The organism is Deltaproteobacteria bacterium, from assembly GCA_035063765.1.
Lineage (GTDB): Bacteria > Myxococcota_A > UBA9160 > UBA9160 > PR03 > CAADGG01.
This window is the reverse complement of record JAPSFT010000011.1, coordinates 1-12,884: the sequence shown is the minus strand read 5'-3', so window position 1 is coordinate 12,884 and position 12,884 is coordinate 1. Positions and strand designations below refer to the sequence as shown.

13 protein-coding genes are annotated in these 12,884 nt (G+C 74.2%); 7 read left to right on the top strand and 6 right to left on the bottom strand.

Annotation, left to right across the window (positions count from 1 at the left end):
- Nucleotides 1–6: 6 nt before the first annotated feature.
- Nucleotides 7–1,182, bottom strand: a complete 1,176-nt coding sequence (locus tag OZ948_10270; protein MEB2345119.1) for an acyl-CoA dehydrogenase family protein — start codon at nt 1,180–1,182, stop codon at nt 7–9.
- 81 nt (nt 1,183–1,263) lie between these two features.
- A complete protein-coding gene (locus tag OZ948_10265; GenBank protein ID MEB2345118.1) occupies nt 1,264–2,208 on the bottom strand; it encodes a metallophosphoesterase in 945 nt (314 codons plus the stop codon).
- Between the two features lie 126 nt (nt 2,209–2,334).
- Here OZ948_10265 and OZ948_10260 point away from each other — a divergent pair, with 126 nt between their 5' ends.
- Complete coding sequence (locus OZ948_10260; GenBank protein MEB2345117.1) at nt 2,335–2,937, top strand: DNA-3-methyladenine glycosylase; 603 nt, start codon at nt 2,335–2,337, stop codon at nt 2,935–2,937.
- Nucleotides 2,938–3,037: 100 nt separating this feature from the next.
- Here OZ948_10260 and OZ948_10255 read toward each other — a convergent pair whose 3' ends face one another.
- Nucleotides 3,038–3,784: a PIG-L family deacetylase gene (locus OZ948_10255; protein MEB2345116.1), complete on the bottom strand. Its 747-nt coding sequence runs from the start codon at nt 3,782–3,784 to the stop codon at nt 3,038–3,040.
- Nucleotides 3,785–3,786: 2 nt separating this feature from the next.
- Nucleotides 3,787–5,610, bottom strand: a complete 1,824-nt coding sequence (locus tag OZ948_10250) for a DUF3604 domain-containing protein (protein ID MEB2345115.1) — start codon at nt 5,608–5,610, stop codon at nt 3,787–3,789.
- A 105-nt stretch (nt 5,611–5,715) separates the two neighbouring features.
- Here OZ948_10250 and OZ948_10245 point away from each other — a divergent pair, with 105 nt between their 5' ends.
- The 6 genes from OZ948_10245 (at nt 5,716) to OZ948_10220 (ending at nt 10,749) form a co-directional block, all read left to right on the top strand.
- Entirely contained in the window at nt 5,716–6,918 is a 1,203-nt protein-coding gene (locus OZ948_10245) for an acyl-CoA dehydrogenase family protein (GenBank protein ID MEB2345114.1), read from the top strand.
- Nucleotides 6,919–6,983: 65 nt separating this feature from the next.
- Nucleotides 6,984–7,715 (top strand): hypothetical protein, encoded by a 732-nt coding sequence (locus tag OZ948_10240; protein ID MEB2345113.1) that lies wholly within the window; start codon nt 6,984–6,986, stop codon nt 7,713–7,715.
- 51 nt (nt 7,716–7,766) lie between these two features.
- A complete protein-coding gene (locus OZ948_10235; GenBank protein ID MEB2345112.1) occupies nt 7,767–8,480 on the top strand; it encodes a hypothetical protein in 714 nt (237 codons plus the stop codon).
- A gap of 3 nt (nt 8,481–8,483) precedes the next feature.
- On the top strand, nt 8,484–9,212 hold the full coding sequence (locus OZ948_10230) for a hypothetical protein (protein ID MEB2345111.1): 729 nt from the start codon (nt 8,484–8,486) through the stop codon (nt 9,210–9,212).
- A gap of 47 nt (nt 9,213–9,259) precedes the next feature.
- Complete coding sequence (gene aat / locus OZ948_10225) at nt 9,260–9,982, top strand: leucyl/phenylalanyl-tRNA--protein transferase (GenBank protein ID MEB2345110.1); 723 nt, start codon at nt 9,260–9,262, stop codon at nt 9,980–9,982.
- 71 nt (nt 9,983–10,053) lie between these two features.
- Nucleotides 10,054–10,749 carry a single-stranded DNA-binding protein gene (locus tag OZ948_10220; protein MEB2345109.1) on the top strand — a complete coding sequence of 232 codons (696 nt, stop codon included), beginning with the start codon at nt 10,054–10,056 and terminating at the stop codon, nt 10,747–10,749.
- A gap of 79 nt (nt 10,750–10,828) precedes the next feature.
- Here OZ948_10220 and OZ948_10215 read toward each other — a convergent pair whose 3' ends face one another.
- Nucleotides 10,829–11,617: a hypothetical protein gene (locus tag OZ948_10215; GenBank protein ID MEB2345108.1), complete on the bottom strand. Its 789-nt coding sequence runs from the start codon at nt 11,615–11,617 to the stop codon at nt 10,829–10,831.
- 79 nt (nt 11,618–11,696) lie between these two features.
- Complete coding sequence (locus tag OZ948_10210; protein ID MEB2345107.1) at nt 11,697–12,824, bottom strand: acyl-CoA/acyl-ACP dehydrogenase; 1,128 nt, start codon at nt 12,822–12,824, stop codon at nt 11,697–11,699.
- Nucleotides 12,825–12,884 lie beyond the last annotated feature (60 nt).

Here is a 12,884-nt window from a genome sequence, read left to right as displayed (position 1 = left end):
CCGCGCTCAGCTCTTGTAATGGGGCAGGCCGAGGCCGGCCATGGCGATGATGTCGCGCTGCACCTCGTTGGTGCCGCCGCCGAAGGTGAGGATCAGGGTTGCGCGGTACATGCGCTCGAGGCGGCCGCGGGCGACGGCGCCGGGCGAGCCGTCCCGGATCGTGCCCGCCGGCCCCAGCACCTCCATCAGGCGCCGGTACGCCTGCACGTAGAGCTCGGTCGCGTAGACCTTCACCGCCGAGGCATCGGCCGGATGGAGCTTTCCCTGCGTCATGCTCCAGGCGAGCTTCCACTGCATGAGGCGCAGCGCCTCGAGCTTCGCGTGCACCCAGGCGAGCGCCTCGCGCACCCAGCCCTGGTCGATCACGCGGCGCCCGTCGGTGAGCTTCGTCGCGCTTGCCCACTGGCGCACCTCCTCGAACATGCGCGCGGACGGGCCGTAGGGCGTGAGCGAGACCCGCTCGTGGTTGAGCTGCGAGACGATCAGCCCCCAGCCGTTGTTCTCGCCGCCGACCAGGTAGCGGTGCGGCACGCGCACGTTCTCGTAGTAGGTGGTGTTGGTGCGGACGTCGCCGACCGTGTGCGTCGGCGTCATCTTGAAGCCCGGCGCCGTGGTCGGGACCAGGAACATCGAGATGCCACGGTGCTTGGGCGCGCCCGGATCGGTGCGCGCGGCGAGCCAGACGTAGTCCGCGAAGTCGGCGAGGCTCGTGAAGACCTTCTGGCCGTCGATCACCCACTCCTCACCGTCGCGCACCGCGCGCGTCTTCAGCGACGCGAGGTCGGTGCCGGCGCCCGGCTCGGAGTAGCCGATCGCGAAGTGGCACCTGCCGGCCAGGATCCGGGGCAGGAACTCGCGCTTGATCTCCTCGGAGCCGTAGGCTGCGAGCGTCGGGCCGACCGTGTTCAGCGTCAGGAAGGGCAGCGGGAAGCCCGCGCTCTGCACCTCGTCGGCGAAGATCATCTGCTCGATGGGGGTCCGGCCCTGGCCGCCGTACTCCCGGGGCCACCCGATCCCGAGCCAGCCGTCGGCGCCCATCGTCTCGAGCGCCTCGCGATAGAGCGGGCCGCCACCCTCGCTCCCCTGGATCTCGGCGACCAGCTCCGGGGTCATCATCCGGGCGAAGTAGCCACGCAGGTGGTCGCGGAGCTCGCGCTGCCCGGGCGTGAGGGCGATGTGCATGGGGGCCTCCCGCGTTTTTAGAACATGTATCACTTTCCCGGCTTCGATGCCCTGCGCCGGGGGCGTGCGGGATCCCGCTCGTCAGCGGCCGTCGAGGCAGCGGCGCGGGCTGCCGGCCTCCACCGGCCCCACCTCGCGCGCGGAGGCGGCCGGGTGCCCGATGGCGCCGTCGAGGAGGTTCTCGCTCCAGACGCAGACCGCGCCCGACGCCGGATCGAGCTCGACGACCACGCCCCAGGCCGCGAGAGCGGGGACGTGCTGGTAGTTCTGGTAGAGCGCGATGAGGGGAGGGGCCTTGGCGCGCGGGACCTCGCGCCAGGCGTCCCGCACGCGCCCCAGCCAGTGGCCGGAGACCGCGATCCGGATCCGCGGCTGCTCCTCGAAGAGCTTGGCGCACCACGGCTTCCCCACCCCGTTGCGGTCGATGCAGTGATGGTTCAGCACGAGGAAGCTCGCCTCGGGGCGCTTCGCGATCTCGGCCGCCGCCCAGGCGAGGTCCGCCGCGGACGGCGTGAGGTCGAGCGTGAGGACGAACCAGCCCGGCGCAAGAGGCGTCAGGGCGCTGCGGCCCGAGGGCGCCCTCTCCTGCGGCTGGTAGGCGAGCCGGGCGCGCAGCGCCTTCCAACCGCGATCGCCCTCGCCCCGCGGCTCCGGACCCGGTGGCGGGTAGTTGTCGAAGTCGTGGTTGCCGAACGCGATCGCATAGGGCATCCGGCAGGCGTCGAGGCGCTGCATCGCGGACCCTGCGCCGTCCCACTCCGCGGGGCGGAGCCGCGGCAGGTCCACCATGTCGCCGGTGTGCAGCACCATCGCGAAGCGCTCGCGCTGGCGGCAGAGCGCATCCGCCACCGCTTGCCAGGTGGCGAGCGAGTCGCCGCCCTGGTTCCACGCCCAGGACTGGGTGTCCGGCATCACGTAGAGCTGGAGCTTCCGGCCGCCCTCCGCCGCTTCCCGCGCGCTCGCCGGGGCGGGCCCGAGGAGCAACGGGAGGAGCAGCAGGCTCGCCGCACCGCGCCAGGTCGTCACGGCGACGAGGCTACCGGCTGTCCGTCCCGCCGTCCGCCCGCCCGCGCGCAGCCGCCGGCGGAGCGCCTCCTTTGCCCCCCATGGCCGCACCCTGCAAGATCTCCTCCTCGAGAAGGAGGAAGCGCCCTGGGAACCCGCCTGCGGAGGCTGCGCCGCGCCGAGCTTCCGAGCGATACCGTCGAGCTCGCGCGCGCGCTGATCGGCCGCGTGGTGGTGCGCGAGCACCGCGGCGAGCGGCTCGCCGGCCGCATCGTCGAGACCGAGGCCTACCCGGTCGGCGACGCTGCCGCCCACTCCTTTCGCGGCGAGACCGCGCGCAACCGCTCGCTCTTCCTGCGCCGGGGACACGCCTACGTGTACTTCTGCTACGGCTGCTGGTTCATGCTGAACGTGTCGAGCGAGACGGCGGGCGTCGGGGCCGGCGTGCTGCTGCGCGCGCTCGAGCCGATCGCGGGGCTCGCCACGATGGCGCGCCTGCGCGGCACGACCCGCCCGACCGACCTCGCACGGGGCCCGGGCCGGGTCGCCCAGGCGCTGGCCGTCGACCGGGGGCAGGACGGCCTCGATCTGTGCGCGCCCGGGCCGCTCTGGCTCGCCACGAACGGCGCCGGTGCCGGCCCGATCGCGAGCAGCGTGCGGATCGGCATCACCCGCGAGGCGCAGCGCGTGCTCCGCTTCTACGAGCGCGGGAACCCGCACGTGAGCGGCTCGCGGGCGCTCCGGCGCTGAACGAAGGCGCGGGCGGGAAGGGCTGCGCGCGCCGCGCGACCGGAAGGCGCGCGCTCGCGGCCCGGATCCGGCCGCGGCTTCGCGGCGCGCAAGACGGAGCTCAATAGAGCCGCAGCCGGACGAACGCCTCCGCCGGGCGCTCGGCGGCGCCCCAGTGGGCGGCGTGGGCGCGAGCGGGGCCGAGCAGGCCGGCCGCAGCGGCCTCCTGGCTCGCGTGCTGGCGGAGCGCGTCGAGCTTGCGCGGGAAGGCACCGGCGACCTCGACGCGAAGGTCCGGTGCCGCGGTGTCGAAGAGCCAGAGCTCGCGCGGGTACCAGGGCTCGAGCCCGTGTGTGGCGAGCTGCTCCGGGTGATAGTGCGGACTCGCGGCGCGGGGATAGACGGCGTCGATCGCGGCCTGACCCGCCGCTCGATGGTCGCTGTGCCCGGGCTCGGCGATGCCGCCGATCACCGTCCACAGGGTCTGGGGATCGTGCGCGAGCACGAGCTCCGGCCGCGCGCGCCGCAGCTCGCGGACGAGCTCGGCACGCAGCGGGTCGCCCGGCGCGAGCTCGCCGTCGGGATGGCCGAGCCAGACGAGCCGCGCGATCCCGAGCCGGTCCGCCGCCGCGTCCTGCTCGGCGCGCCGCAGCGCCGCCGGCTCGCGGGCCGCACCGCCGCGGCCGCCGTCGCTGCACACGACGAGCGTGACCTCCGCACCCGCCTCGACGAGCCGCCGGACGGTGCCGCCGGCGTAGAACTCGACGTCGTCCGGGTGCGCGCCGATCGCAAGCGCGCGCCCGGGCGAGAACGGAAGTGGGGTGTCGGGCGCGGACCCCGCCCGACCTCGCGGAGCCGGGACAGCCACCGTCAGGACGCGTCCGGCGGCTCGTACCAGATGGGCGAGGACCACGCGCGCTCCTGGATCGTCGCCGGCAGGCCACCGGGGATGGCGATGCCGAGCTTCGCCGCATCCCGCGTGCTCCAACGCGGCGTCGGGATCTCGAGCACACGGGCGTAGTAGAACGCGTGGAGCGCCGGGTCGAAGGCCGGATCGGTCCAGACGGCCGCGAGATCTGCCGCTCCGATCGTGTTCTCGTAGGTCGCCTTCGCGACGTCGACGGTGTTGCCGACGGCGGGAAGCCTGCCGGTCGCGGGGTCCGGTTTGCGATCGCCGCTCCAGGCGACGTCGAAGATCTGCTCGTGCTGGACGCCCGCGGCGTCGACCCAGCCCTTGACCACCTGCACGCGGTCGAGGTTGCCGCTGCGCGGGTCCTTGAGCGCCGCCACCAGGAACGAGGGCGGCTTCCCGCCGCCGCCCGCGAGCGTCCCGCCCATCGGCACGCCCTTGCGGTAGCCGATCGCCGCCAGATCCTGCGTGCGGGCGTCCGCCGCATCGAAGCCGTAGCCGCCGAAGAAGCGAACGGTGAGATGCGGGCCGCTGGTCGCGAAGGTCTCCTTGCGCTGCATCGCGGCGAAGATCGCCTCGCGGGTGTTCTCGGGCGCCCACACGCCGGCCAGCCCTCCGGAGCTGAACTCGCGGATCTGCTGGGTCTGCTCCGGGGTGCCGCCGAAGCCTTCGAGGCGGTGCCGCGGGCTGTTCTCGATCGCGAACTTTCCCGTGTAGTTGTCCTCCTCGTTCGTGGCGGCGGCGTTGTGCGTGTCCGAGTCCCCGATCAGCCCGAAGCGGAACGGGTTGCCGCGGCCCTCGCGGGTGAGCGAGAGCCCGTCGAGCAGGGCCTTGCGCGCGAAGCTCCCCGCCCGATGGGTGGGCCGCTCGGCGTTGGCGGAGAGCGTGTAGTCCCACTGCTCGAAGCCCGCGAACTCGTCGTTGGGCGAGAGCGAGGGGTGTGTCTCGGAGGTGCCCTTGATCTGCGTCAGCTCGTAGAGCGGCTCGTTGCCGGCGCGCGCCGCGATCGACTCCTTGGTGAGCGGCTCCCCGTCGCGTCCCTCGAGCGCGAACATCCTGCCGTCGCTGGCGTTGCCGTTGTGGGGGATCGCGAGCAGGGTGGCGCCCCGCGCGCGCACGCCCTCCATCCAGCTCCAGAGGGCGGCGGGGTCCTCGGTGTCGAGTGCGGAGAGCGGCAGCTCGGGCAGGTGGCGCGAGTCGCGGAACACCACGACGCGATGGAGGTTGCGCTTGTCGGGGTTCGAGGTCCACTCGAAGGCGGGGAAGGTGGTGAAGCGGCCGGGCTCGTAGTAGCGGTCGGCGGTCTCGACGATCTCCTTCCAGATCGGCTTGCTGACCGCGGGATCGGTCAGCTCGGGACGTGAGCGGCCCGCGCTCATCTCGTCGATGATCCGGGCGAAGGCGTCGAAGGCGAGCTTCCGGTCGGGCGAGGTGACCTGCTTCGCGAGATCGAGCTTGGAGAGCGGGCTCTTCGGGTCCGCCATCTGCATGAACACGCCCATGTACTCGGCGTGGTCGCTCACCGCGTAGAAGTCGAGCGGGGTCACGATCCGAAGGTCCGGGCCCCCGCCGCCGCCCGCGATCGCCTTGCCGCGCGCCCACTCGTAGGCATCCGCCGGCCGGGTGGGCGAGCCGTTCGTGAACGCGTCGAAGGAGTAGCCGGTGTGGACGTGGACGGCGCCGAACCAGGCGCGCGTCGCGGGAGCGGCCTTCTCCTTCCCGTCGGCGGGCGCCGGGGCGGCGAGAGCCGCCGCCAGCAGGACGAGCGTGATCCTGGGACGCATCGCGAGCCCCCCTTGCGATGCGCGCAGTATCCCCCGGTCCCCTGGCCGACGACAGGGGCCATGCGGCTTGCCAACGGGATTGGAACATGTTTCATTTCCGACCCGATGGACTTCCGCGACTCCCCCCGTGAGGCCGCCTTCCGCGCCGAGGCGCAGGCCTTCCTCGCGGCGCACAAGCCCGCCCGCTGGCGGCACCCCTTCGAGGACGGGGTGGACGAGCACGAGCTCCTCGCCGGGCAGAAGGCCTGGCAGCGCACGCTCTTCGAGCACGGCTGGGCGGCGGTGCTGTGGCCGGAGGAGTACGGCGGCCGCGGCGCGGGCCCGATCGAGGCGATCGTCTGGAACCAGGAGCTCGCCCGGGCCGGGCTCGGCGAGTCGATCTTCGTGGTCGGCACGGCGATGGCCGGGCCCACGATCATCGCCCACGGCAGCCCCGCGCAGAAGCAGCGCTACCTGCCGCCGCTCCTGCGCGGCGACGAGATCTGGTGCCAGCTCTTCAGCGAGCCGGGCGCCGGCTCGGATCTGGCCTCGCTCGCGGCGCGGGCGGTCCGGGACGGTGATCATTGGGTGGTGTCGGGGCAGAAGACCTGGTGCTCGGGCGCGCACTACGCGGACCTCGGGATCCTGCTGGCCCGCACCGACCCGAGCGTGCCCAAGCACAAGGGCATCACCTACTTCCTGATCGACATGAAGGCCCCCGGCGTCGAGATCCGCGCGCTTCGCCAGATGTCCGGCGGCTCGCACTTCAACGAGGTGTTCCTGAACGAGGTGCGGATCCCCGACGCGTGCCGGCTCGGCCCCGAGAACGCCGGATGGGCGGCGGCGATGACGACGCTCCTCAACGAGCGCATGGCGCTCGGCGGCACCGGGGGCTTCTTCTCGTTCCGGGAGCTGCTCGAGCACGCCCGCGCGCACCGTGACCGGCTCGACGCCGTGACGCGGGACCAGATCGCGCGCCTCTACTGCTGGGACAAGACGCTCGAGCTGCTCAACGCGCGCGTCGTCACGAAGCTCGGCCGCGGCACGATCCCGGACGCGGAGTCGTCGGTGATGAAGCTCGCCCTGGGCCGGATCCTCACCGCGGGCGCCGATCTCGGCCTGCGCATCGCCGGCGCCGAGGCCTTGCGCCGCCACGGGCCCTGGCAGCACCAGTTCCTGACGGCACCCTCGCTGCACATCGCCGGGGGCACCGACGAGATCCAGAAGAACCTGGTCGCCGAGCGCGTGCTCGGGCTCCCCCGCGAGGGCCGCGGCGATCGCGACGTCCCCTTCGAGAAGCTGCGCCGCTCGGGCAGCCCGGGGGCCTGAGCCGCACCCGCGCACCTCAAGCCGATCGGCGGATCCGCCGATCCCGCCTCCGGTCGGAGGGGTCCATGCGCCTGGTCTCGCTGCTCGGCCTCGGGTCGTTCGCCCTCGTGAGCCTGTGGGTGGGCGGCCGGCTGCTGGCGCTCGCCGCCCGTACGCGCCAGGCACCCGAGACCGCCCTCGGCACCGCGCTCTTCTTCGGCGCCGGGCTCGGCTACGCGCTCGCCGTCGGCGCCCGCCAGCTCGAGGTGCTGCCGCACGAGTGGGTGGGCGCCATCCGGCTCGCGGGCATCGCCTTCATCCACGTCGGCTCGGCGGCGCTCGCCTTCGGCGCCTGGCGCATCTTCCGGCCGGCCGAGCGCTGGGCGAAGCGGGCGTGCCTCGTGATCGTCGCGGGCCTCGCCGCGACGCTCGCGCTCCGCACGCTCGATCCGCCGACTGCGACGCAGCCGGTGTCGAGCCCGCTGCACTTCTGGCCGACGATGCTGCTCGGGGCCGCGGCCTACGGCTGGTGCGCCTTCGAGTCGGCACGCTACGCCGCGGCGCTGCGCCGTCGCGCCCGCTTCGGCCTCGCCTCCCCGGCGCTCGCGCGGCGCTTCGCGCTGTGGGCGGCCGCCGGCGCGGGCGCGGTCGGCATCCACCTGTGCAACATGGTGAACCGGTTCATCGATCCGGTCACGGTCGATCCGGCGATCCTGATGCTCACCTCTGCGCTCGGTCTGGGCGCGGCGGTGACGCTCTGGCTCGCCTTCTTCCCGCCCGCCTGGTGGCCCGCACGGACGGTGCCGAGCGGCTCCTGACGCCTCCGGGCAGCGGTCAAGCGGCACTCGCCGCCCGCCGATGGAGCGGGCGTGGCGGTGCTCCAAGGGATCGGCCTCGGCTCCTTCGTGTTGGCCAGCCTGGCCGTCGGTACCCGCCTGCTCCTGCTCGCGCGGCGGACGCGCGCGGCGCCCGAGGGGGCCCTGGGAGCCGCGCTGCTCCTGGGCGGTGGCATCGGCTACCTGCTGATGGTGCTGGCGCTCGACCTCCTGCCGAGGCCCTGGGCGCCTGCCGCCCTGCTGCTCGCGAACCTGAGCCTCCACGCCGGCGCGCTCTTCCTCGCGATCGGGACCGCCCACATCTTCCGGCCGGGCGATCCGCGCGGGCGCGCGATCGTCACCGCGATCGCGCTCGTGCTCGGCTTCTCGTACACGCTGCGCCTCGGGGACGCGCGCACGATCCCCCCCGCACCGGTGGTGTTCTGGACCAGCACGATCGGCAGCGCGGCCGCCTACGCCTGGAGCGCCGCCGAAGCCGGCCGCTACGCGGCGCTGCTGCGCCGCCGGGTGCGGCTGCGGCTCGCCGACCCGGCCGTCACCCGCCGCATCGTGCTGTGGTCGGCCGCGTGCAGCGCCGCGGTCGCGATCCACGCGGCGACCGCCGCGAACCGCTTCCTCACGGCGCAGGGGACGCACCCTGCGGTGCTGGCGCTGAGCTCGGCGCTCGGCCTCGGCGCGGCGGGCTGCCTGTGGCTCGCCTTCCGGCGCGCCCGCACCACCGCGGGCGCCGTGCCCGGCGCCGCCTAGCCGATGGCCCTGCTCGCGCTGCTCGGCTACGGCGCGTTCGTGCTGGTCAGCCTCGTCGTGGGCGTCCGGCTCCTGCTGCTCTGGCGCGGGACCCGGGAGACGCCGGAGCTGGCGATCGGCGTGACCCTCACGGCCGGCGGCCTCTCCTTCGCACTCGGGATCGCGGCCTTCTCGGCGCCGGAGCTGCCGCGTGCCGCCGCTGCGTCGATCGAGATGATCTCCGGCTTCGCGGCGCATCTCGCGTCGGCGGCGCTGGCGCTCGCGCTGCGCCACATCTTCCGGCCCGACGAGCGCTGGGCGCGCGCGCTCCAGCTCGCGCTCACCGTCGCGCTCGCGGGCTCGTTCCTGCTCCGACTCGTGGATCCCCTCGCGTTCCCGCCGCCGCCGTTCGTCTTCTGGCCCTACATGCTGCTCGGTGCGGGGATCTACGCGTGGAGCGCCGTCGAGGCCCTGCTCTGCTGGCAGGAGACGGCACGGCGCGCGCGCCTGGGGCTTGCGGAGCCCGGCCTCGCGCGGCGCTTCCTCCTCTGGGCCGTCGCGGGCACCGCTGCACTCGGGATCTACGTGCTCGCGATGGTCGACCGCGCCCTGCAGCCCGGTACGATGTCGCCGGTCATGATCACCAGCATGTCGCTGCTCGGGATCGCCGCCGCGGTGGGCCTCTCGTCCGCGTTCTTCCCGCACGACCGCAGCGGCCTCGCGCTGCTGCGCGGAGGACGTCCGGGAGATTGAGAGCAGGACGCCCCGGGCGCCGGCTCCGCGGGCTACCCTGCCGCCTCGTGACGGTCTACCGGCTCGGCAGCGAGGTCGCCTTTCCGCCGCCCGAGGAGGCGGAGGCGTCGGGCCTGCTCGCGGTCGGGGGCGACCTGCAGCCCGAGCGCCTGCTGCTCGCCTACTCGCTCGGGATCTTCCCGTGGCCGCTCGTCGCGCGGCCCCTGCTCTGGTTCTCGCCCGACCCGCGCATGGTCCTCGAGCCCGCGCGGCTGCGCGTCTCGCGCAGCCTCGCGAAGACGCTGCGGAGCGCCCGCTTCGAGGTGCGCCTCGACACCTGCTTCGACGAGGTCGTCCGGCACTGTGCCGAGGTGCGACGGCGCGACGACGCCGGGACCTGGATCACCCCCGAGCTCGCGGCGGCGTACCGGCGCCTGCACCGGCTCGGCTTCGCACATTCGGCCGAGGCCTGGCAGGACGGAAGGCTCGCCGGCGGCCTCTACGGCGTATCGCTCGGGGGCGCCTTCTTCGGCGAGTCGATGTTCACGCGCCGCCCCGACGCGTCCAAGGTGGCCTTCGCAACCCTGGTCCGGCAGCTCGCGGCGTGGGGCTTCGATCTCGTGGACTGCCAGGTACACACGGACCACCTGGCCCGCTTCGGCGCCGTCGAGTGGCCGCGGGCGCGCTTCCTCGCAGCCCTTGCCGCAACCCTCGCGCGGCCGCCGCGCCGCGGGGCGTGGCGGCTCGACGTGCAGCCGGGCCCATGCGATCCGAGCGACACGGTTCCGTGACGCAGGCCCGGGGCGCGAGGCCGAGGGAGGCTACAGCGGGCGCCTCCGCGGCGGATCCGCCGCTCGTCGCCGTGGGCGACGCGCTCGCGCGCCGGCTCGCGCGGCTGCGCTTCGCGCCTCCGGTCGCGCACGTCTACCACCCGTTGCGCTACGCCCGCGCGCCCTGGGTCGAGTACCTGCGCCGCTACGGCGCGGCGCCCCGTGAGATCGTGTTGATCGGCATGAACCCGGGACCGTTCGGAATGGCGCAGACGGGGGTGCCGTTCGGCGAGGTGGGGCTGGTGCGGGACTGGCTCGGGATCGAGGCACCGGTCGGGCGGCCGCGCGACGAGCATCCGAAGCGGCCCGTCCAGGGCTTCGCCTGCGCGCGCAGCGAGGTGTCGGGTGCGCGGCTCTGGGGCTGGGCGCGCGGCCGCTTCGGCGCGCCCGAGCGTTTCTTCGCCCGCTTCTTCGTCGCGAACTACTGCCCGCTCCTCTTCCTCGAGGCGAGCGGCCGCAACCTCACCCCCGACAAGCTGCGCGCCGCCGACCGCGAGCCGCTGCTCGCCGCCTGCGACGACGCCCTGCGCCGCACCGTCGAGCTGCTGCGCCCGCGCCTCGTGGTGGGGATCGGGCACTTCGCCGAAGGGCGCGCGCACGCCGCGCTCGGGGCGACGGGCCTCCCGATCGGGCGCATTCCGCACCCGAGCCCTGCGAGCCCGGCCGCGAACCGCGACTGGGCGGGGCAGACCGAGCGCTCCCTCGCGGAGCTCGGCGTGCCGCTCTGAGGACCTGCGCGTCGCGCGGGGCCGGCCGCCGTCCCCGTGGCCCTCGCGGCGCGCGTCGCTCGTGCGCTGGGGCGATCCGCTACGGCTGGACCGCGTCGGGGCTCGCCGCGCGCAGGATCCAGCGCCGGTACCAGGCGGGCGCGAAGAAGGTGAGTCCGTAGAGGGTCACCGTCGTGACGCCGAAGGTGGCCGTCGCGAGCTGGATCGGAGGGCCCCAGACCGCGAGCGTCTCGGGCCGGTCGATGAGCAGGGAGGGAAGGCTCGCGGTCCAGGTGGCGAGCGCGGTGCCGAGCGAAGCGCTGCCCCAGAGCAGGAAGCGGTTGGTGACGAGCGGGTCGGCGAGGCCCAGGGCGCTGCGCCGGCGCAGCAGCCCGTAGTAGCGGTACGACTCGACCATCGTCCAGAGCGGGTAGGTCCAGATCACCGCGAAGCGCAGCCACCAGAAGCCGTTGCCGGGCAGCATGCTGCGATAGCCGTTCGTGAGCTCCCACCCGAGGTGCCCGCCCCACAGCGCCAGCAGCGCGGCACCGGTGAGCGCGCGTGCCCAGCGCTCTTGCGGGCGGAACACGGTCAGCACGAAGAACAGGACCATCGTGACGCCGGCGTCGTGCAGGATCGAGCCGATGGCGTGCAGGGCGAGCTCGACGTCGTTGCCGGCGGGCGTGCCCGGGGCGCCGCGCAGGATCGAGGCTGCGATCAGGACGCCGTAGCCGAGCGCGGCGGTGGCGAGGATGCCGAGGCCGAGCAGCAGCTCGGGCCGCTGGCGGGTGCGCGCCGCCAGCGCGATCAGGCGCAGCGCGACCACGGCCGAGGCGAGCACGAACGCCACCGTGGCCAGCAGGTGATAGCTCTGGATCAGGCCGCCCAAGCCGCTTACCCCCGGCGGCTCCATCGAACGATTGCGGCCTGTGCTTGAGCGGCCGGCTCGCGAGCGGGTGGTCCGGCCCTCAGAGCCCGAGCCCTTCCGCGATCCGCGCGCGATGCCAGACGGGATCGCCGAGCAGGTGCTCGACGGCCTTCGCGCGGCGGAAGTAGAGATGGCAGTCGAACTCCCAGGTGAAGCCGACGCCGCCGTGGATCTGCACGCTCTCGGCGGCGGCGCGCGTGAGGGCGTCGCCGGCGGTGGCCTTGGCGACGCTCGCCGCCTCGGCCAGCACGCCCGGCTCGACGCCGTCCTGCGACGCGACCCACCACGACCAGTACGCTGCCGAGCGCGCCGTCTCGAGCTCGAGCATCACCTCGGCGCACTTGTGCTGGATCGCCTGGAACGAGCCGATCGGCCGGCCGAACTGGATCCGCTCCTTCGCGTAGGCGACCGCCATCTCGAGGCAGCGCGCGGCCGCCCCGACCGCCTCCGCAGCGAGCGCGATCGCGCCGAGGTCGAGCGCGCGTCGCAGCGCGGGGCCTGCGCTGCCGGGCGTGCCGAGCGCCACCGCGGGTGCGTCGTGCAGGACGAGCTCGCCGTGCTTGCGCGCGAGATCGAGGCCGTCCGCCGGGACGAGCTCGACCCCTGGCGCGTCGGGGCGCAGCGCGACGAGCGTGAGCCCCGCCGCGCCAGGCTCGCGGGCCGCGACCAGCAGCAGCCCTGCGTTCTGGGCATCGAGGACGGCGGTCTTGGCTCCCGACACGCGAACATCCGCCCCGTCGCGCCGCAGCGTCGCAGCGACGCCGTCCAGCCCCGGGCGCGCGCCGGGCTCGTCGACGGCGAGTGCCGCGATCAGGTCGCCGGCGGCCAGCGCCGGCAGCCACTCCGCTCGCTGCGCCTCGCCAGCGGCAGCGAGGATCGCCTGGGTCGCGAGCACGGCGCTCGCGAGATAGGGCCCGCCCGCGAGCTGGCGACCCAGCTCCTCGAGCGCGATCCCGAGCTCGAGGAAGCCGAAGCCCTGGCCGCCGTACGCTTCGGGGATCGCGAGCCCCTGGAGCCCCAGCTCCGCACCCATCTGCTTCCAGACAGCGGGCTCGAAGCCCGCCCGCTCCGCGAGCCGGCGCACCTCGGCCGTCGGCCAGCGCTCCTCGACGAAGCGCCGCACGATGCCACGGAACTCGTCCTGCTCCTCGCTGAAGGCGAAGTCCATTGCTACCTCGCTGCGGCGGGGACAGACCCGGCGATCCGGCGATTCGCAGCGAATCGCCGG

Excerpts from the sequence above, each read along its gene's own strand:
- OZ948_10270 (MEB2345119.1), bottom strand. The coding sequence starts at position 1,182 with ATGCACATCGCCCTCACGCCCGGGCAGCGCGAGCTCCGCGACCACCTG.
- OZ948_10250 (MEB2345115.1), bottom strand. The coding sequence starts at position 5,610 with ATGCGTCCCAGGATCACGCTCGTCCTGCTGGCGGCGGCTCTCGCCGCC.
- OZ948_10245 (MEB2345114.1), top strand. The coding sequence starts at position 5,716 with ATGGACTTCCGCGACTCCCCCCGTGAGGCCGCCTTCCGCGCCGAGGCG.
- OZ948_10240 (MEB2345113.1), top strand. The coding sequence starts at position 6,984 with ATGCGCCTGGTCTCGCTGCTCGGCCTCGGGTCGTTCGCCCTCGTGAGC.
- OZ948_10230 (MEB2345111.1), top strand. The coding sequence starts at position 8,484 with ATGGCCCTGCTCGCGCTGCTCGGCTACGGCGCGTTCGTGCTGGTCAGC.
- OZ948_10210 (MEB2345107.1), bottom strand. The coding sequence starts at position 12,824 with ATGGACTTCGCCTTCAGCGAGGAGCAGGACGAGTTCCGTGGCATCGTG.